We start from the raw sequence: 20,659 nt of genomic DNA, 5'->3' as shown, positions 1-20,659 counted from the left end.
CTGCATCGTCGGAATGGGGAGGGAGGGGCGGCATCGTGCAGCCGCTTCTTAATCAGATAACGGCGTTCAGCCCTGGCGGTTTCCTGATACGGCATGAAGGGCGGATGCGACCTGCCGCGTATCCTGGCTGTGCCGGGCCAGATCGCCGACCGAAACGATGCCCACCAGCCGCTTGTCCCGGTTCACGACAGGGAAGCGGCGCAGGCGGTTATCCTCGATGTTATCGCCCAGGCTTTCTGTCGTCTCATCCTCGAAAAGATAGCGGATATCGGTGGACATCACCTCCCGCACCGGCGTGTCGGGTAATCGGCCATCGGCCAAGGCCCGGATGGCAAGGTCACGATCGCTGATCATCCCGACCAGCCGGTCGCCCTCGCTGACCGGCAGAATGCCGGCATCAATCTCCCGCATTTTCCGCGCGGCCTCGCGGATGCTTTCATCCGGCGTGGTCAAGGTCACATCGCGGGACATGATCTCGCTGATCTTCATTTTCATCTCCGTTTGTTTCTTTGGAGGAAACACAAGGGCCGATCTCGGCGCTTCTCGCTGCTGACAGCAGGTGGGTAGCTCTCCGCCGGGCAGAAGGTGGGGCCGGCTTTTGTCACGGGGAAAAGACGAGGGGGCGGGAAACCAAAGGGGGCAACCCGTGGCCTCACCTGTCGGGCATCGGGGTTAGGCCGCCTGCCGACGACGCACATGCAGGGCGCTACGTCGTTACACAGGGGGAGGCACCGTCCCACCCGTCGGCATGAGAGGTTGAGATGAGCGAGGCAAGGACCACGCAGGACCACAGGCTTATCCGCCAATGGGTGGAAGCCCGTAACGGCCGGCCCGCCCATGTGAAGGCGAGTGGTGATGAGGAAGATATCGGGGTGCTGCGCATCCTGTTTGCTGATGGCGATAATCATAGCGCAGGTGCGCTTGAGCCGGTCAGTTGGGAGGACTTCTTCGCCAAATTCGAAGAACGGGAGCTTTGTTTCCTTTATCAGGAAGAAACGGAAACCAATGCTCCCAGCCGCTTCAACAAGCTGATCAGCAGGCATGACCATGAATGATGAACAGCATAAATCCAATCCTGCGGCCCCCGCAGCGGAGAGGCCGGACCAGGGGCAGCGGCTGCGGTCAGCGACCGATACCGGGGAAACGGGTGATAAGGTGGCTTTCCCCGATCCGGCGGCTGCGCCATTGGGCACGGATGACGAGGCGGCGGGGCAGATCGCAACAGGCGGTGCACCGCCGCCTGTTCATACAAGCCGCGCGAATGAAACCGGTGGTGCGGGTGTGTTCCGTTCCATGACAGGGGAGGTCTGGATGAGCAATCAACGATTATTTGGTCTGCTGGCTTTGGGGACGTTGGTGGGGGCCGTTCTGGTGACCGTCCTTTCGCTGCTTTGATAAGGGATGGAAACAACGCGTTTCGCGCCTCTTTCGCTCCAGATTTTATCAAAAGAGGAAGCATCAACACGAAAGAGCCGTTGCCGTGGTGGCAACTCTCACCCCCTGCGCAGCGTTGCCATGACGAACCAACCCAACTTTGCGGAGACAGGATATGACCACGCCGCGCGAACATCTGATCGACTGGCTGCAGGACGCCTATGCGATGGAGGTCCAGGCCGAGAAACTGATGGATAATCTGCGCTCGCGCCTCAACCAGTATCCGTCACTTTCGGCAAAACTGGATCAACATATTCAGGAGACAAAGGGGCAGGCTGAACAGGTGAAACAATGCCTGCATCAGCTTGGCGCCGACACGTCCAGCCTGAAAACCGGTTTCGCCGCCTTTACCGGAACGGCCCAGGCTTTGTCTGGCATGTTCGTGACCGATGAAGTGGTCAAAGGGGCGGTGTTCAGCCACGCTTTCGAGCAGTTCGAGGTGGCTAATTATACGGTCCTTATCGCGGCGGCCCAGGCCGCGGGTGAACCCGCCATCGCCGCGACATTGGAGGCGATCCGCCGGGAGGAAGAGGCGATGGCCGGATGGCTGCGCGATAATCTGCCCGCCCTGGTACAGCAATTTCTGCTGACGGGCGAGAAGCGGTGACAGGGGAGCGGCGGCCGCATATCGTCATCGTGGGTGCCGGTTTCGGCGGGCTGGAAGCCGCCAAGGCCTTAGCTGGTACCCAGGCCGAGGTGACGGTGATCGACCGGCAGAACCATCATTGCTTCCAACCGCTGCTCTATCAGGTGGCCAGCGCCGCGCTGTCGCCGGCTGACGTGGCGTGGCCGATCCGGAGCATTCTGGGCCGACATCCCAATATCAGCGTCCTGATGGCGGAGGTGACCGGGATCGACCGTGACGCATGTCATGTTCACAGCGATGTCGGTGATATTCCCTATGATCACCTGATCCTGGCGACCGGGGCCACCCATTCCTATTTTGGCAACCCGGAATGGGAGGGCGTGGCGCCGGGGTTGAAGACCATTGAGGATGCGACGGAAATCCGCCGTCGTATCCTGCTGGCCTTTGAACGGGCAGAGGCGACGTCCGACCCGGTGGAACGGGAAAGGCTGTTAACCTTCGTGGTTATCGGCGGCGGCCCGACGGGTGTCGAGATGGCGGGCGCCATCGCTGAAATCGCCCGTGACGCGCTGCCGCTGGATTTCCGCCATGTCGATCCGCGGACGGCACGGGTTGTGCTGGTAGAGGCAGGCCCCCGTTTACTGGCGGCGCTGCCGGAACATCTGGCGGATTATGTTGCCCGTGCCCTTGCCGCCATGCGCGTTGAGTTAGTGACTGGCCAGCCTGTCACCCATTGCGACACGCATGGTGTCGCGCTCGGGGAAAGGCGGATTGAGGCTGCCACCATTATCTGGGCTGCCGGTGTTATCGCATCGCCCGCCGCCCGCTGGCTGGGGGTGGAGAAAGACAAGGCGGGACGGGTGCGGGTGAGCCCAGACCTCTCACTCCCGGATGATCGGGACATTTTCGTGATTGGTGACACCGCTGCCATCACGGATGGAAAAGGCAAGCCGGTGCCCGGCCTGGCCCCCGCCGCCAAGCAGGCTGGTGCCTATGTGGGGCGTCTGCTGGCCGCCCGTATTGCGGGGCGGACAGAGCCGGGGCCCTTTATCTATCGCCATCAGGGTGATCTGGCGACGGTCGGGCGCAAGGCGGCAGTCGTGCGTATCGGGCGGATTGAGCTGAAAGGGTTGATCGGCTGGCTGTTCTGGAGCTTTGTCCATATCCATTTCCTGGTCGGCCGGCGCAACCGTTGGATTGTCGGCATCCATTGGGCCTGGAATTTTATCACCTTCCAGCGTAGCGCACGGCTTATCACCGGCGCCGCTGCAAGCAGTGAAGAACCGATCCTGGCCGACGAGCCGACGGATCAGGCGCCGCAAGCCGCCCAGGAGGAGGCCGAGACAGGACCACCTGCCGATGCTGCCCAAGAACTCCCCTTGCGCAGGCGGCAAGGATAAGTGGGCGGGTAAGAGGCGCGGGACGCAATGGTCCGCCCGCGTCATTATTTACCTACGTATCGGTTGCCGGCCCAGGTAACCTGAGCAATCACCGTTTTTCAAAGGGTTTAATGGTGATTGTAAGGGGAGATCGGGCTGTGAAGCCGCCGGAGATTAACAATGCATGGAAGGGGGCTGCGGCCTGCCGAAGCTGTGGTATCCGGCATCTGGTTCTCTTCGCCGACCTGCGGGAAGAGGATTTTGACCAATTCCATTCCCCGATTGAGGAAATCCATTTTGATGCAGGCGGTCAGCTTTATGGGTTGGATGATCCCGCCGACGCAGTTTACACGATCCGGCAGGGGCTGGTGAAGCTGGTCCAATACCAGCCCGATGGAGCGCAACGTATTGTGCGCCTGGTTCGGCTGGGCGGTGTGGCAGGCCTGGAAGCGTTACTCCGCCCCACCTATGAGCATATGGCGATCGCCCTTCAGCCGGTGGAGGTTTGTCGCATTCCTGTCAGCGAGGTCCGCCGCCTGCAGGCGACAAATCCACGGGTACATTACAAGCTGATGGAAAAATGGCATGAAGCGCTGACCACAGCGGACGGCTTTCTTACAGGCCTCTCCACCGGCAGCGCCCGCCAGCGGTTGGCGCGGTTACTTCTGCTTCTGTCGGAAGAAAAGCCAGAGGAGCCGATCCGTCTTTTCACCCGCGAAGATCTGGGCTCCATGCTGGCAGTAACGCTGGAGACTGCCAGCAGAACCATCTCTGACTTCAAACGCTTGGGTGCGTTACATGAGACGTCGCCAAACCGGATGATTTGTGACCGCGATAAACTGTCAGCCATCGCGACGGCGGCCTGATCAAGCGTGCCCGCCTTTCAGGCTGCTGCCAGCTTTGCCTCTTTACGCATGGCATCGCGGCAGATTTCCGCGATTTGCTTGAACAGAAAACCCATGGGGGAGGTCCGGCGCCAGATAAGCCCTATTTCCCGGCTGGGCTCCTCATCCTGGAAACGCAACAGCCGCATATTCTGCGGTTCGCTGCCGGTGCTGTTGATTGCCAGCGCCGGCAGCAGGGTGGCGCCCATCCCGGCGATCACCATCTGCCGCAAGGTTTCCAGGCTGGTGGCGCGGAATTCGGACGTCTCCTGCGCGCCGGACAACTGGCAGACCTCCAGTGCCTGATTGCGCAGGCAATGCCCTTCTTCCAGCAGCATCAGGGTGTGGGTGCGCAAATCGTCCAAGGTCACGCTGCCATGGTCAGCCAACGGATGGTCAGCCGGCACAGCCATCAGGAAAGGTTCCCGGAACAGGAACTCGCTCTGCAGCCGGTCATCCTTGACCGGCAATGCCAGGAAGGCCGCATCCAGCGTTCCCTTATCCAGGCGCGCCAGCAGCGTGTCGCTTTTTTCTTCAAACAGCAGCAGCTTTAACTGCGGATAACGATCACGTATCAGGGGCACCAGATAGGGCAGCAGGTAGGGGCCCAGCGTGGGGAAGATGCCCAGCTTCAAGGTGCCGGCTTCCACTGTCCCGGCATGTCGGGCAGCCTCTTTCATCTCATCCACTTCGCGCAAGATGCGCTGCGCCCGTTCCACCGCATCCTGGCCGGCGGGTGTCAGCATCACCTTGCGGCGATCCCGCTCCAGCAGCAGGACGCCCAACTCATCTTCCAACTTGCTGATCTGCGTGGAAAGGGTGGGCTGGCTGACCAGACATGCCTCCGCCGCCCGCCGGAAGTTCCGGTGGGTGGCGAGGGCGACCAGATATTGCAGTTCACGCAGGGTCATCGACACTCAAAGTAAAATAAGGTGGCGGCACCCCCCAGGGGGGAAGCGGGGGGAAGGGGGGCGCCGCCCCACCTGATCATGCCGCCACTTCTTGCGCAACAGCGGGCGCAGACGTGCGGATCAGGTGATCGAATGCCGCGAGGGAGGCTTTGGCGCCTTCACCCATGGCAATGACGATCTGCTTATAGGGGACCGTGGTGCAGTCACCGGCCGCGAACACACCCGGAACCGAAGTTTCCCCCCGATCATTGATGAGAACTTCACCGCGCGGCGACAGTTCCACCGTACCTTTCAGCCATTCCGTGTTGGGCAGCAGGCCGATCTGCACGAAGATGCCTTCCAGCGCGATATGGTGGATCTCGTTGCTGGTGCGGTCCTCATATTTCAGGCCGTCCACCTTGGCCCCATCGCCGGTCACTTCCGTGGTGCGGGCGGACAGGATGATACGGACATTGGGCAGGGAACGGAGCTTGCGCTGCAACACATCATCGGCGCGCAGCTTGCTGTCAAATTCCAGCAAGGTGACATGGCCCACGATGCCGGCCAGATCAATCGCCGCTTCCACACCGGAATTGCCGCCACCGATCACGGCGACGCGCTTGCCCTTGAACAGGGGGCCGTCGCAATGCGGGCAGAAGGCAACACCCTTGGTCATGTACTGCTCTTCACCCGGCACGCCCATCCGGCGCCAGCGGGCACCCGTGGACAGGATGACAGATTTGGACCGCAGCGTGGCACCATTGGCCAATTCAACCCCGATCAGGTCGCCGTCAGTGACCAGTTTGGTGGCCCGCTGCAGGTTCATGATGTCCACTTCATAATCGCGGACATGGGTTTCCAGCGCCGTGGCCAGCTTCGGGCCTTCCGTGTGGGGCACGGAGATGAAATTGGCGATCTCCATCGTGTCCAGCACCTGACCGCCGAAACGCTCGGCGGCCACGCCGGTCCGCACACCCTTGCGGGCGGCATAGATGGCGGCCGCAGCGCCGGCAGGGCCGCCGCCGACAACCAGTACATCAAACGGCTCGGCATTGCTCAGGCGCTTGGCCTCGCGGGCGGCGGCACCGCTATCCAGCTTGGCGACGATCTCCTCAACACCCATGCGGCCAGTGCCGAAGACGGCGCCGTTCATATAGATAGTGGGAACGGACATGACCTGCCGCTTCTCCACCTCGTCCTGGAAGCCGGCACCATCAACGGCGACATGGCGGATACGGGGATTCAGGACGGCCATCAGGTTCAGCGCCTGCACCACATCCGGGCAATTCTGACAGGATTGGGAGAAATAGGTCTCAAATGTGAAATCGCCATCCAGATCCTTGATCTGGTCGATCAGCGCCTGTTCGATCTTGGGCGGATAGCCGCCAACCTGCAAAAGCGCCAGCACCAGGGAGGTGAATTCATGCCCCATGGGCAGGCCGGCAAAAACCAGATCAATCGACTGACCGGGGGAGGTCAGCGCGAAGGAGGGGATGCGGGCATCCTTGGCGTCTGCGATCTCGGTCACGGTGACCTGATCGGACACGGAGGAAATATCGTTCAGCAGGTCCAGCATCTGCTTGGAACGCGGGCTCTCATCGATGAAAGCCTTGATTTCGATCGGACGCACGACCCGCTCCAGATAGGCCTTGAGCTGGGTCTTCATGGCATTATCAAGCATGCGGGCTCTCCGGATACGCAGGCAAAGAAAGGGTATTCCGTGCCTTCGGCACGGGCATCAGCCTGACAAATTTTAAAAGTAAAAGGTAGGGGAGGGGGGGAGCCGCCCGCCAGGGGCGGCTCCCGGTACTGACTTAGATCTTGCCGACGAGGTCCAGCGACGGAGCCAACGTCTTTTCGCCTTCCTGCCACTTGGCCGGGCAGACTTCGCCCGGATGGGCGGCAACATACTGGGCGGCCTTGATCTTGCGCAGCAGGTCGGACGCGTCGCGGCCGATGCCTTCAGCGGTCACTTCAGCGGCCTGGATGACACCGTTCGGGTCGACGATGAAGGTGCCACGGTCGGCCAGACCCTGGCCCGGACGCAGAACCTCGAAGTTGGACGAGATTTCGTGGGTCGGGTCACCGATCATGGTGTACTTGATCTTGGCGATGGTCTCGGACGCATCGTGCCAAGCCTTGTGGGTGAAGTGCGTGTCGGTGGACACGGAATAGACTTCCACGCCCAGCTTCTGCAGCTCTTCATAATGGTCGGCAACGTCACCCAGCTCGGTCGGGCAGACGAAGGTGAAATCGGCCGGGTAGAAGAAGAACACGGACCACTTGCCGGCGGTATCGGCATCGGTCACTTCGATGAACTTGCCGTTCTTGAATGCCTGGGCCTTGAAGGGCTTGATCTTGGTGTTCACGAGAGACATGTCTGCTTCCCAAAAATTAGCATTAAAAGGGGGTGCAAGCCTCATCGGCCCGCAACGACGCCTAACATATAGGTGCGGCTCTGATATATGAAATAGATAAATTATGAAAATTTGATAGGTCTAGGCTATCAAGTTATGCAGCCTCCTCGGCCCTTCGCCCAAACCCTTGCCACGCCCGCAAAAAGAAAGCGGGACCGTCGGTGACGGTCCCGCTGCAAAGGGCTACGCTTTTGGACTTATCAGAAGTCGATCGTGGCACCGATCGCGATCTGACGGCCCAGGGAGTCATACCGTGCAGCCAGGGTGTTGCTGCGCGACAGACCGTAATTGTAGGAGTCCGGCAGGATCGGCGGGCGCTTGTCGAACAGATTGTTCGACGCCAGACGAACCGTGTACCCCTCGGCCACACGATAGGTGAAGGCCAGATCGAAGTAGCTGTAGCCGGGGATGCGATAGAAGGTCTTGCGATCGCGTCCTTCGCTCCAGCCCAGTTCCGGCTTGCCGGAATTGCTGACATTGGTCAGCGAGCCCAGGTAACGCCAGTTGAAGGAGGCGGTGAAAGCGCCTTCCGGCGAGGTGTAGGTGGTGCGCAGACCATGCGACCATTTCGGGATCAACTGACCGCACGGCCCGCCATAATAACCGGCGCAATTATACTTGGACAGGATCGGCGAATCCTGACCGCCGGCCAGCGTGGTCAAGGAACCGGCGAAGTTCCAGTCGACCGTACCGATATCGCCCCAATTCAGATCATCCATGTCCAGCTTGTACTGGGCCTGGATATCCCAGCCATGGGACTTGCTGCGGTAATAGTTGGTGGTACCCGCCCGGATGAAGCCGGAGGTCGGGTTGCTGGACGGTGCGCTGAACAGGCTGCCATTCGCGCCACGGACAAACTTGGAGCAGAAGAAGTCGCTGCCCTGCTGCAAGCAGCCGTTCCAGAAATAATCGTAATCGTTATAGCCGATGGAATCCTTCAGATCGATCATGAACCGATCGACGGACACCACCAGGCCCTTGGCGAAGCGCGGCGTGAAGACCACGCCGATGGTCTTGGTATAAGCGGTTTCCGGATCGACGGTGAAACCGCCATACTGGACCGTGCACTTGCCATCCGGGCAGGAAAGATCGCGGCTGCCATACTGCGCCGGTGCGAGGCCGGTGGCGGCGCAGACGGCCTGCGAAGCCTTCGGGGCATCATAGACGGTGATCGTCTTGGTCGGATCGTTGGGATCTTGAACCTGACGCGGGGTGCTGGCGCAGAAATCATTATGGGAACCGCCCTGGGTGCCATAATTGATGTTCTTGGCCTGGGAAATTTCAACAACCGTCGGGGCACGCTGTGCCCGGTTGATGGACGCACGGAACGTGATGTCCTCTACCGGCGCATAGATGGTTTCGCCCTTCCAGGTGGAGAAGGCATCCGGGTTGCTGCTGTATTTGGAGATACGGTAGCCGCCGTTGATCTGCACCAGTTCCGCGCCCGGTTGCTTCTGCACCAGCGGAGCCTGGAATTCGGCATTGGCTTCCCAGGCATGCTGACGGCGGGTGCTGTCCGTACCGCCATTTTCTTCGCGATAGATTTCGTCGGCATAGCTGCGCAACTCATCATGGCGATATTCACCGCCCAGCGCGATGGCGACGCCATCTTCGGCCCATGGTGACGTGATGCCATAGGCGCCCAGATCACCCTGGACATTGGCCAGGACGTTCTTCAGCGTGCCAACGCTGGTGTTGGTGCCGTTGCGGCCGGTCAGCAGGTAGTCGAACAGCGCTTGGTCGTTGTTGTTGGCGCGGAAGGCGTCGAAGGGCACGCAATCCGGGTCTGTGCCATTGATCTTCGACACGCAGGTGGGCGTGCCATTGACATTGACGACGTTCAGCGAGCGGTTGACCTTGTCATAATCCGCGAAGTTACCGCCCTTCGTATCCTGCTGGTTGCGCGCATAGACGCCGCCAATATCATAGCTCCAGACCTCGGCAAAGTCGCCGCGGATGCCGCCGCTGATACGGGTGCCCTTGTTGATATACACATCTTCAACATCCGGCAGGCTGTTGAAGCGGTAACGGACGTCCAGAGGCAGCATCGCGCCGGTGCCGGCATTGCTGCCGCAAAGGCTCTGGGCCTGGGCCGCCGACATCAGCGGGTTGTTGCAGTTCACCTGATACGGATCGCTGCCATAAGCCGTGTAGCTATAAACGCGGGCAGGGAACGGATTGGACGACTTGTCACGGAACCACAGAACATTGGTGTAAAGCTCTGCGGAATCCGTCAGTTCCAGCGTGCCGAAGCCACCGGCATTCCAGCGCTCATTCTTGCGCTGGAATGAATAGCCGTCATACGGGTTGGCCGCCAGGCCCGGCCCATTGCCATAGGGAACAAAGGTTTTGTCCCCGTTGGGATTGTTCAGATAAACCGACCCGTTATTGGTGCCACCGCGCGGGGACAGATAGCCCGCCGGCGTATAGGTGGAGGCGGTGCAGTTCAGGTCGCCGTCCTTGCTGACCTCGGTCAACTGGCAGGCAGAGGTTTCACGCGCGCTGTAGGGCACCAGATTGGCGCGGCGGTAATTGGCGAAGCCGGACAGATGCAGCCGGTCTTCGAAGAAGGACTTGCCTGCCGTCACCGTAACATCGGTACGGCCGCCATCGCGGTGTGTTCCCGATGCCGGGTTGAAGCTGTACCGGTCCGCGATGTCGGAGACCTGGGTACGCTTATTGTCGTGATAATAGAAATTGTGGTTGGCGTTGACCTGGAAACCTTCGTAGTTCTTTTTCAGAACGAAGTTCACCACGCCCGCAATAGCATCGGAGCCATAAACCGAGGAGGCACCACCGGTCAGCACATCCACACGCTCCAGCAGGCTGGTCGGGATGATGCCGGTATCCTGCCCGTTCTGGGTGCCCAGGCGCTTGCCGTCGATCAGGACCAGTGTGCGCTCAAAGCCCAGATTGCGCAGCTTGATCCGCTGGCGACCGTCGGAATCCTGGTAATTCTGCTGACTGTCCGGTGCGATCTGCGGCATCCGGTTCATGACTTCTTCGATATTCACCGCAGCCTGCGCCTGAATCTCGGCGGCCGTCACCGATTGAATCGGTGCTGCTGCCTTTTGGTTCGGGCGGGAGATGCGCGTACCGGTCACGATGATTTCAGAAAGCGTTTCCGAGTTGGATGCCGCTTGCTGTGCAAGGGCGCCCGTGGATAACGCTAACAAACTGGCCCCGCATGTGGATGCCAGCAGAATCTTGTTCAAGACTCTCATTAACTCCCCCTGTTTACTAACCCCAGTTCAGAGACGCTTGCGTGCATATGGCTCCGATAATGAACCCATGTGCTTTGTACTTGATTAAAGCGCCAAATTATTATCGTTGGTCAGTATACGAATATTTTTAATTTGATTGACTGAGCGCCTGAAAGAAAAGACCTCCTTTTTCAGGCTATGCCCCTTTTCCCAATTTTCTTGGTGCCTGCCCCCTAAATCGGATATGCGCAAAGCGAACTGTCACATACCGAACACAAAGCTGACATGCCAATCGGATCAATTCAATACCAAATTAAGCCCTGTAATATCAAATTTGTGAAATAACATAACCAAAATGAACTTATAATAAATATCTATAAATCCAATTTATAGAAGAAATCTCTCTATCCGTGAAAGAGAATGGTGTAAGTAAAGTCGTAATTTCCGCCTTTATTTTAAAATTCGGAACTTTTTTCATTAGATGAGATGACAGTGACTTTTATGCGTGCTGACGCGTTATCGGCCAGACCACGGCATGCCATGCCGAATTATTTTTCAAACAAGGCACGCCTGTAGCCTGTAAACCTCTCATTCCAGAGAAATGAGAGGTCGTTCCCCATATCATGGACAGTTATCGGATGCGGATGCGACAGAATTGTCTTTGATATTGATCATACGATCATAGCATCCATCTTCGCTGTCTTTTATATGAAGCCGAATAAACGAGCTTCCTTCGACTTTACGCGACCGTCGGGATTTAGGGTCGAGTTCAGCGCGGAGGCTCGGCTGCACGACATAATTTGTCTCCTGCCAGCGTCGCTGGCCGGATGGATCGGTGCTGGACTTGTAAGACCACAGCCCCTGAGCCAGTCGTAAATTCTGTGTCCGGTTGGTTTCATCACCATTGACCTTCATATCGATGGTCAATGGATATCGAGCCTGGAACTGGCTCACTGTAGAGCCACGCTGGTCTATGGTCTGCGTTTGGTTATCGATCAAGGTAACCTGATCGACACGCCAGATGTCGCCCTCTGCACTGCTGACAAAATCCTGCCGGTTCATAAAGCGCACGCCGCTGCGGACCCGTGTTTCCACCCGTCCGTGCGAAGTATCGACATATCCCGCAATTTCATAGGTTCGGGATTGGTTTGTCAGGCTGTCTCCGTTTAAATCGCCGTCAGCCCCAGGGCGCAGGCGCTGGGAATCGACGGTTACCGTCGGTTCCCCGAGAGTGTTGCTGATCACGGCGCCCGTTACCCTTTTTGCGCCCGCGTCCTGCCAGCCCATCAGGGTACCCGTCACCAGGAAGTACTTGCGCAGACCATGGATCGTCACGGCGATCTCATGCGGTTTGCCATCGGTCAGTAAACCGGCAAACGGGGTCAGGTCCAGCCGCGTCGGCTCGAAATTCAGGGTCTGAATACCGGGTGTCGGGAACCACATATAAGGATTGATACCGCCGGTATAAATCCAGGGATAAAGGGGGGCCGTCCCGGCACGCGCGCCATCGATCCAGACATCGACTTCGCGCCACGCGCCGCCACCGCAATTGCCTTTGCCATCACCGGCAAAACGATCCTCAACGCAAGCATACCAGAATTCGTCGGCCCCTTGCGGTTCGGCCAGAAGATCCAGATAGAGCTTTTCCAGATTGGCGGGGAAACGGACGGAGGAAACCAGCTTCGGGTTATCCGAATCGAGACGGACCGGCGCATCGGAGAGCGGCTTGACGAAGGGGGCGGTGGTTGCGATCGCAACGTCTTTGCTTGCCGGATAAAATAGAATACGGGCTTTGCCGGTCAGATGCCCGGTATAGGTATCATCAACGTAATTGACCAGCAGCGTCGCCCCTTTATGCTTTTGCAGCAGGTGAGCCTGATAGTCGGTAATGTCACGCTCGACATGCCATTCCGGGGCGATATCCTTGCGGGGCTCCATGGTGGTGCCGAAATAGACATTGACCCCGCCAATATCGATGATAGCGGTGCGGTCAAACTGTCGGCCGGCGGAGACGGCATAATCCGCCTCAATCACGACTTTGGCCCAGGGGCCTTTGCAGTTTTTTGGTGGGGCATAATCGAAGGGAACAGGCTGGTCACCGACAAATTCCCTTTTGGGAAACAGCTCGACGATACAGGGCTCTGTTGCCGGGCGCGGTACCAGCAACTCTATATCCGCCATCGTGTTCGTCCCCACGGCGGGCAGCGGCGGGGCGATATACTCCGCCGCGGCGACAGGGCTTGCCAATGCCGCTACGAAGAGGGCAGGCCATAAGCATTTTTTCATCATGTACGTCCCTGAGCAGGAACCATAGGAGGGAGGTGGCGTGCGCGGATTTGTTCTTGTCTGTTTGCGCTATCATGACCATGAAATAAGTGACAGATTTGTTCAATAAGGATTTCTCAAAAGCATAAATTGGATTTATCTTTGGCTTAACGCCTTAGAAAATTCCTGGCCTTGGCAGCGCGAAATTCCCGGCATCAGCCGAATGCCCGGCTATGAATTGCTAAATGGTTATATATTGGTATTAATGGTGTGATCATGCTTGAAGTTTGTGTGGAAGAGGGGGCGGGGATCGCCGCGGCTGTTCAGGGTGGCGGTGACCGGATGGAGCTGTGTGCCGGGCTCTCTGTGGGGGGGCTCACGCCATCGGCTTCCCTGATCCGTCTGGCAGCCGCCGCGCCGATCCCGACCCTTATGCTGGCCCGGCCGCGTGATGGGGATTTCCGGTACGATACACAGGAGGCGGCGCTGATAGCACAGGACATTACAGATGCGGCGGAAGCTGGTCTGGCGGGTGTGGTGATTGGTGCCAGCAATGATGCTGGCGGGCTGGATGTAAGCCTTTTGCAGCAATGGGTTGCCCATGCACGCCAGGAAGGTGAGAAGCGCGGGCGTACCCTGTCCCTGACCCTTCACCGCGCCTTCGATCTCTGCGCCGATCCCTTGGCGGCGATGGAGCAGGCCATTACCCTCGGGTTTGATCGGATTCTCACCTCCGGCTGTCAGCCGCGTGCGATTGATGGGGTAGAGACGCTGGGTAAGTTGGTGCGGCAGGCCGATGGCCGCATCATCATTCTGGCGGGCGGTGGCGTTGACGCGGCCTCTGTGCCGGCTTTGCTGGCGGCGGGCGTCCGGGAAATCCATGCATCATGCAGGGCGCCGCTGGAGGCGGCAGGGGACGCGGAGCGCCGTTTCGGCTTCCAGAATGGTCCGCGCCTGCGAACCAATGCGGAAAAAGTCGCCCAGCTTCGCTCTCTATTGCCCGTCTGATAAGACGTATATAGAACCTTGAACAATACCAATATGTGACTTATTATGGTCGCAACGGGATACATAGCAATGGATGATGATGGTGGTCGCTGATCAGAAGAACGTGGCCGGGGGGCAAGGTACCACGCTGATGTCGTCAGAGGCGGCGGAAGCGGGTGTGGCTGTTCGGCGCCTGCTGGAAGGTAATGGCGACGCACTCCGTGCCTTGGGTGTGTCCTTGCGGTCGGCGCCGCCGTCGCTGGTCGTAACGGTGGCCCGTGGTTCTTCCGATCATGCCGCGACCTATGGCAAATACCTGATCGAAACGCGGGTGGGTGTGCCTGTGGCTTCCGCGGCACCCTCTGTGGTTTCGGTTTTTGACGCGCCGGTTGTGGCGGCGGGCGCGCTTTGCATTGCCATTTCGCAAAGTGGTCGCAGTCCGGATCTGCTGGCAACGGCGGAGGCTTATAAAAAGGCCGGTGCCCGCGTGGTTGCCTTCGTCAATGACGAAAGCTCGCCCCTGGCCGCGTTGGCGGATACCTGCATCGGTTTGAAGGCCGGGCCGGAAAAGTCGGTTGCGGCAACAAAATCCTACATCGTTTCCCTGGCTGGGCTTGCGGCCCTGGTGGCGGAATGGGCGGATGATGATGGCATGCGTGACGCCGTGCAGGCTCTGCCTGCGCTGCTGGAGCGTGCCAATGGTCTGGATTGGTCTGCTGCTGTCGCCGCTCTGCGCGATGCGCGCAACCTGTTCACCATCGGTCGTGGCTACAGCTTTGCCATCGCCCAGGAAGCGGCCTTGAAGTTCAAGGAAACCTGCGGCCTGCACGCGGAAGCATTCAGCGCCGCTGAAGTTCGCCATGGTCCGATGGCCATTGTGCGCGACGGTTTTCCCGTTCTGGCTTTTGCCGGTTCTGACGCTGCCGGCAACGGCGTGCGTGAGGCGGCATCGCTTTTTGCCGAGCGCGGCGCCAATGTGTGCCTGGCCGACGCGAAGGCCGACGGTGGTTCCGGTCTGCCGGCCCTGGCCGCGCACCCGGTGATTGAGCCGATCCTGATGATCCAGAGCTTCTATCAGATGGCCAATGCCCTGTCCCTGGCGCGTGGGCATGATCCGGATCGTCCCCTCTTCCTCTCCAAGGTGACCGAAACGCGATGACCGGGTTCCGCTTTGTCAATGGCCGGGTGGTGACACCGGCCGGCATTCTGGATGGTGCCGCGATTGCGGTGGCCGACGGGCATATCGCGTCTGTCGCACCGCTCTCCGTCGCCGATGCCACCGCTGCTGAAACGGTCGATCTGGAGGGGGGTTGGCTGGTCCCTGGTTTTATCGACACGCAGGTCAATGGCGGCGGCGGCGTGTTGTTCAATGATGAGCCAACGGTGGAGGGTATTGCCACCATCGGCCGCGCCCATGCCCGATATGGCACCACCGGCTTCATGGCGACATTGATCAGCGATGTGCCGGCGGTGATTGGCCGGGCGCTGGACGCGGCAGATGAAGCGTTTTCCGCTGGTGTGCCCGGGTTCCTGGGGGTGCATGTCGAAGGGCCGATCATCAGCGTGACGCGCAAGGGTATCCATGATGCGGGCAAGTTCCGCCGCCTGGACCCGGAAATGCTGGCCTTGTTTGAGAAGCCCCGTCGCGGCAAGGTAATGTTGACGCTGGCCCCGGAACTGGTGCCGCTGGATGACATCGCCCGGCTGCGCGAGCTGGGGGTCATCCTGGCGATCGGCCACAGCGATGCTGATTATGATACAGCGACCGCTGCTTTCGCCGCCGGCATGACGGGGGTGACGCATCTCTATAATGCCATGTCGCCCCTGGTGCATCGTTCGCCCGGTGTTGTCGGGGCGTCGCTGGATAATCAGACTGCCTATTGCGGGCTGATTGTCGATGGTTTCCATGCCCATGATGCCGCATTCCGCATCGCGTTGCGGGCGCGACCGCTTGACCGTTTCATGCTGGTTACCGATGCGATGTCCTGCGTTGGCGTGGATGTGACGGAATTTGACCTGCATGGCCGCCGTATCCTGGTACGGGATGGCCGCTGCGTCGGTGAGGATGGTACGCTGGCTGGTGCCGCCATCGACATGACGGCTGCTTTCCGCAATACCATCAACCGTCTGGGCCGGTCGCCCGCAGAGGCTGCCATCATGGCATCATCAGCGCCGGCGGCCTTCCTTGGGCTTTCGCATCAGCGGGGGACGCTGTCGCCCGGTCTTGCCGCCGATTGGGTTCGCCTGACGGCTGATTTCCATCCTGCGGGGACCTGGATCGCCGGCACCCGCATCGCCTGACGCCAACCGGAGTTTTGGCCCTGAGCATGACACCACCGACCACAATGATCGACGGTATCGCCGGGGCGTCCATCGCCATCGGCGCCCCCCTGACCGGTTGGCTGACGGTTCTCGATGAAGTGCCCGACGCTGTTTTCGCTGGCCGCATGCTGGGGGATGGCGTGGCCATCGACCCCACGAGCGGGCAACTTGTTGCTCCCTGCGACGGCGTTGTCACCGCCTTGAATGAGAGCGGACACGCCGTCACCATCCGTGCCGCCGAGGGCGCGGAAATCCTGATGCATATCGGCATCGATACGGTGGCCTTGGGCGGGACGGGCTTCACGCCCCTCGTCGCCCAGGGGGACCGGGTCTCGCGTGGTGATGTGCTGATCCGGTTTGATCTGGACGCCATCGTTCAGGCGGCGCCGGCTGTCATCACCCCCGTTTTGCTGCTGGAGACGCAGGGCTACAGCCTGACCCGCACGCGGGAAAATGGGCCGGTCACTGCGGGGGACTATATCTTCATCCTCACCGCCCAGGCGCCAGTTACGACTGCGGAGCTGGCGGGCGGGGAGGGCATCTCTCACACCGTGATTGTCCCGCTGGCGCATGGTATCCACGCCCGTCCGGCGGCCCGCATCAAGGAAGCCCTGGCCCCCTATGGCGCCAGTGTCACCATCGCCAAAGGTGACAAGGCGATGAATGCGCGCAGCCCCGTGGGCTTGCTGACGCTGGCAATCCGTCTGGGCGACAGCATCACTGTCACCGCCCAGGGTGCCGATGCGGACGCGGCCCTGGGTGCCGTCGTCGCGCTGATCGAAAGCGGCATGGGTGAGAAAGCCGACCCGGCGACGGCGGCCAAGGCCAAGCCGGTTGCTGCTGCCCCAGTTGCAAAGCCCGCCGTGACGCATATTCCGGCGGACGGCAAGCTGGCTGGCGTGACGGCGTCGCCCGGTCTGGCGGTAGGTCAGGCCCGTGCCTTCCGCCTGCCGGAAATCGATGTGCCGCCGGAGGGCAAGGGCCCGACGGTGGAACAGGCAAGGCTGGACGAAGCCCTTGCCACCCTGGTAACCCGGCTGGACGGGGAAGCCGCCCATGCTACCGGCCCGCAGAAAGCCATCATCGGCGCCCACCGCGCCATGCTGGCCGATGAAGGGTTGGTTGAGCAGGCGGCGCGGGCAATCAAGGGCGGCGCCAGCGCCGGCCATGCGTGGCGGCAGGCGGTAAGGCCCCAGGCCGATGCCCTGCGCGCTACCGGCGATGCCCATCTGGCTGAACGCGCCGATGATATGCTGGATCTGGAGCGCCGGGTTCTGGCCGTGCTGGAAGGGGTTGCGGATGCGCCGCTCACCTTCCCGCCCGGCACGGTGCTGGTGGCGGAAGATCTGCTGCCGTCGCAGGTCATGGCGCTGGATACGGAAAATGTTGTCGGCTTTGTCGTTGAGCGCGGCGGCCCTACTTCCCATGTTGCCATCCTGGCGGCCAGCATGGGGCTGCCGGCGCTGGTCGCTATTGGCCCGGCACTGCGACACGTGGGTGACGGTACGGACCTGATCCTGGATGCGACCGGCTGCTGCCTGCATGTCGCCCCGGATGAAGCCACGCTGAATGCTGCGCGCGACAAGCTGGCGGTGATTGCCGCGCGGCGCGCGGCGGCGAAGGCCGCGGCGGGCAAGCCCTGCCATACCGCCGACGGCACCCGGATCGAAGTGTTCGCCAATCTGGGATCGGAAGCCGATGCCAAGCAGGCGATAGCCAATGGCGCGGAGGGCAGCGGCCTGCTGCGGACTGAGTTCCTGTTCCTGGAACGGGCAACGGCGCCGACCGTGGCCGAACAGGCTGCCGATTACCAAGCCATTGCCACCGCCCTGGAAGGCCGGCCGCTGATCGTGCGGCTGCTGGATATTGGCGGTGACAAGCCGGCACCCTATCTGCCGATCCCAGCGGAGGAGAACCCGGCTTTGGGCCTGCGCGGCATCCGCGTCGGCTTCGCCTATCCTTCCATGCTGGAGGATCAGATCCGCGCCATCCTGTCGGTACAGCCGGTGGGCCAGTGCCGCATCATGGTGCCGATGATCGCAGGCGTGGACGAGTTGCGGCGTGTGCGCGCCGTGCTGGACCGCGTCCGGGCGGAGATGGGCATCACCGAGAAGGTGGAACTGGGCGTGATGGTGGAAACCCCGGCGGCGGCGGTGACAGCCGACCTGCTGGCGGCAGAGGCCGATTTCCTGTCCATTGGCACCAATGACCTGACGCAATATTCCCTCGCCATGGATCGCGGCAATGCTGCCGTGGCCGGCTCCATCGACGGTCTGCACCCGTCGGTGCTGCGCCTGATTGCGCAGACCTGCCAGGGCGCGGCGCGCCATGGCAAATGGACGGGTGTGTGCGGCAGCCTGGCCTCGGACCCGTTGGCCGTGCCTATCCTGGTGGGGTTGGGCGTGGCGGAATTGTCGGCTACGCCTGCCATCGTTCCTGAAATCAAGGCGCTTGTGTCCAGCCTGACGCTGGATCAGGCCAAGGCCCATGCCGCTGCCGCACTGACCTGCGCCACGGCGGCCGATGTTCGTACCCTGGCCCGGGAGTTTGGCGCATGAAGGCGATCCTGGAAAAGCTGCAGCCGCTGGGCCGCGCCCTGATGCTGCCCATCGCCGTTCTGCCTGTGGCCGGTCTGATGCTGCGCCTGGGCCAGCCTGATTTGCTGGATATCGGCTTCCTGTCGGCTGCTGGTGACGCATTGTTTGCGCATCTCGGCCTGCTGTTTGCCATCGGCGTGGCCACGGGCTATGCCCGGGATGGCAATGGGGCAGCGGCCTTGGCCGGCATCGTCTGTTTCCTGGTGGCTAATGAAGCCGGCAAGGCCCTGCTGACCGTGCCGCCAGAGGTGGTTGGTGATCTCGCCATCGCTGCCTGGAAGACCAAGGCGGTGACGCGGCTGGATGTGCCGGTCGGCATCATTTCCGGTCTGATCGGGGGCGTGTTCTATAACCGCTTCTCCACCATCAAGCTGCCGGAATATCTGGCCTTCTTCGGTGGTCGCCGTTTTGTGCCCATTGTTGCGGGGGCGGCGGGTCTGGTGCTGGCTGTCATTATCGGGCTGGGTTTTGCCCATATCAGCGCCGGCGTGGATGGGTTGAGCCATGGCATCGCCGAGGCGGGCGGCATCGGCCTGTTCATTTTCGGCGTGCTGAACCGGCTGCTGCTTGTGACTGGCCTGCATCATATCCTGAACAATGTCTTCTGGTTCGTGCAGGGGGATTTTAACGGCACGGCTGGCGATCTGCGCCGCTTCTTCGCCGGTGACCCCACGGCGGGCGGTTTCATGGCCGGGTTTTTCCCGGTGATGATGTTCGGCCTGCCGGCGGCTTGCTTGGCGATGTACCGCGCCGCCCTGCCGGATCGCCGCAAGGCCGTGGGCGGCATGCTGTTCTCCCTGGCATTGACGGCGCTGCTGACCGGGGTGACGGAGCCGATCGAATTCAGCTTCATGTTCCTGGCCCCGGCCTTATATGTGCTGCATGCGGTGCTGACCGGCATCGCCATGGTGGCGATGGATGTGCTGGGGGTGAAGCTGGGCTTCGGCTTCTCCGCCGGTCTGTTTGATTATGTGCTGAATTATGGCAAGGCGACCAAGCCGCTGCTGCTGCTGCCGGTTGGGCTGGTCTATTTCGCGCTTTATTACGCGGTGTTCAGCTTCGTTATCCGCCGCTTCAATTTGAAGACGCCGGGACGTGAGGATGAGGCGCCGGTAAACACTGCCGCCGCCAGTGCCCTTCAGGCCGGTGGTCGGGGGGCGGGCTTTGTTGCAGCATTGGGCGGTGGCGCCAACCTTACCTCCGTCAGCGCCTGCACGACCCGCCTGCGCCTGATCGTCGTTGATCAGGGCAAGGTGGACGACACTGCCCTGAAGGCACTGGGTGCCCGCGGTATCATCCGCCCGTCTGACAAGGCATTGCAGGTGGTGCTGGGGCCGATCGCCGATAGCGTGGCCGTGGAAATCCGCGATGCGCTGGCCCAGGCAGGAAGCCCAGCACCGGTACCGACCGAGGCTGCGGCCCCGGTAACCGCAGTGGCCTTAAGCGCGGCGGGTCTGGCAGCCCTGGGGGGAGCGGATAATATCCGCCGCGTAACACGACATGGCACGCGGCTGCGTGTGGAACTGGCCAATTCCGCCCGTGCCGATCTGGCAGCACTAGGCCCCCTTGGCGTGCGCACCAGCGCCATACCAAGCGATGGCGTATTGCATCTGTTGCTGGCGCCGGGGACAGCCCTGGTGAAGGGCTGATGAAACCTTGTCGATCCGGCCGCCAGACCCCTGGCGGCCGGTTTCA

16 protein-coding genes are annotated in these 20,659 nt (G+C 60.9%); 10 read left to right on the top strand and 6 right to left on the bottom strand.

Translation table 11 applies throughout. The features are described from left to right. Window positions 1-66: 66 nt before the first annotated feature. On the bottom strand, window positions 67-495 hold the full coding sequence (locus G473_RS0102885; protein ID WP_210163215.1) for a CBS domain-containing protein: 429 nt from the start codon (window positions 493-495) through the stop codon (window positions 67-69). Between the two features lie 266 nt (window positions 496-761). On the opposite strand from G473_RS0102885, the gene G473_RS0102880 reads away from it, so the two are divergent. The 5 genes from G473_RS0102880 (at window position 762) to G473_RS24775 (ending at window position 4,265) form a co-directional block, all read left to right on the top strand. After that, complete coding sequence (locus G473_RS0102880; RefSeq protein WP_029011861.1) at window positions 762-1,055, top strand: hypothetical protein; 294 nt, start codon at window positions 762-764, stop codon at window positions 1,053-1,055. Continuing rightward, on the top strand, window positions 1,042-1,395 hold the full coding sequence (locus G473_RS30745) for a hypothetical protein (protein ID WP_035705206.1): 354 nt from the start codon (window positions 1,042-1,044) through the stop codon (window positions 1,393-1,395). The genes G473_RS0102880 and G473_RS30745 overlap by 14 nt, the downstream gene beginning before the upstream one ends. 154 nt (window positions 1,396-1,549) lie before the next feature. Then, a complete protein-coding gene (locus G473_RS0102870; protein ID WP_029011860.1) occupies window positions 1,550-2,041 on the top strand; it encodes a ferritin-like domain-containing protein in 492 nt (163 codons plus the stop codon). Beyond that, on the top strand, window positions 2,038-3,420 hold the full coding sequence (locus tag G473_RS24780) for an NAD(P)/FAD-dependent oxidoreductase (protein ID WP_210163214.1): 1,383 nt from the start codon (window positions 2,038-2,040) through the stop codon (window positions 3,418-3,420). Before G473_RS0102870 ends, G473_RS24780 begins: the two co-directional genes overlap by 4 nt. A gap of 137 nt (window positions 3,421-3,557) precedes the next feature. Then, entirely contained in the window at window positions 3,558-4,265 is a 708-nt protein-coding gene (locus G473_RS24775) for a Crp/Fnr family transcriptional regulator (RefSeq protein WP_035705203.1), read from the top strand. 17 nt (window positions 4,266-4,282) lie between these two features. Here the strand turns inward: G473_RS24775 and oxyR are convergent, their stop codons facing one another. From oxyR to G473_RS24770, 5 genes are all read right to left on the bottom strand, one after another. Further along, the gene (gene oxyR / locus G473_RS0102855; protein WP_029011859.1) at window positions 4,283-5,194 is read right to left on the bottom strand and encodes a DNA-binding transcriptional regulator OxyR; all 912 of its coding nucleotides are present in this window, start codon (window positions 5,192-5,194) and stop codon (window positions 4,283-4,285) included. Window positions 5,195-5,270: 76 nt separating this feature from the next. Beyond that, window positions 5,271-6,854, bottom strand: a complete 1,584-nt coding sequence (gene ahpF, locus G473_RS0102850; RefSeq protein WP_029011858.1) for an alkyl hydroperoxide reductase subunit F — start codon at window positions 6,852-6,854, stop codon at window positions 5,271-5,273. A gap of 133 nt (window positions 6,855-6,987) precedes the next feature. Next, a complete protein-coding gene (gene ahpC, locus G473_RS0102845; protein WP_029011857.1) occupies window positions 6,988-7,551 on the bottom strand; it encodes an alkyl hydroperoxide reductase subunit C in 564 nt (187 codons plus the stop codon). A gap of 239 nt (window positions 7,552-7,790) precedes the next feature. Further along, entirely contained in the window at window positions 7,791-10,694 is a 2,904-nt protein-coding gene (locus G473_RS0102840; RefSeq protein ID WP_210163213.1) for a TonB-dependent receptor domain-containing protein, read from the bottom strand. A 720-nt stretch (window positions 10,695-11,414) separates the two neighbouring features. After that, window positions 11,415-13,082, bottom strand: a complete 1,668-nt coding sequence (locus G473_RS24770) for a peptide-N4-asparagine amidase (RefSeq protein WP_084437591.1) — start codon at window positions 13,080-13,082, stop codon at window positions 11,415-11,417. A 252-nt stretch (window positions 13,083-13,334) separates the two neighbouring features. On the opposite strand from G473_RS24770, the gene G473_RS0102830 reads away from it, so the two are divergent. The 5 genes from G473_RS0102830 (at window position 13,335) to nagE (ending at window position 20,613) form a co-directional block, all read left to right on the top strand. Further along, complete coding sequence (locus G473_RS0102830; protein WP_035705231.1) at window positions 13,335-14,066, top strand: copper homeostasis protein CutC; 732 nt, start codon at window positions 13,335-13,337, stop codon at window positions 14,064-14,066. Window positions 14,067-14,139: 73 nt separating this feature from the next. Next, window positions 14,140-15,204, top strand: a complete 1,065-nt coding sequence (locus G473_RS0102825) for an SIS domain-containing protein (protein WP_245579974.1) — start codon at window positions 14,140-14,142, stop codon at window positions 15,202-15,204. Next, complete coding sequence (gene nagA, locus G473_RS0102820) at window positions 15,201-16,346, top strand: N-acetylglucosamine-6-phosphate deacetylase (RefSeq protein WP_029011853.1); 1,146 nt, start codon at window positions 15,201-15,203, stop codon at window positions 16,344-16,346. Before G473_RS0102825 ends, nagA begins: the two co-directional genes overlap by 4 nt. A 26-nt stretch (window positions 16,347-16,372) precedes the next feature. After that, window positions 16,373-18,925 (top strand): phosphoenolpyruvate--protein phosphotransferase, encoded by a 2,553-nt coding sequence (gene ptsP / locus G473_RS0102815; protein WP_210163212.1) that lies wholly within the window; start codon window positions 16,373-16,375, stop codon window positions 18,923-18,925. Beyond that, window positions 18,922-20,613 (top strand): N-acetylglucosamine-specific PTS transporter subunit IIBC, encoded by a 1,692-nt coding sequence (gene nagE, locus G473_RS0102810; protein ID WP_029011851.1) that lies wholly within the window; start codon window positions 18,922-18,924, stop codon window positions 20,611-20,613. The genes ptsP and nagE overlap by 4 nt, the downstream gene beginning before the upstream one ends. Window positions 20,614-20,659 lie beyond the last annotated feature (46 nt).

This window comes from Niveispirillum irakense DSM 11586, assembly GCF_000429645.1.
Lineage (GTDB): Bacteria > Pseudomonadota > Alphaproteobacteria > Azospirillales > Azospirillaceae > Niveispirillum > Niveispirillum irakense.
This window is presented reverse-complemented; position numbering and strand designations above follow the sequence as displayed.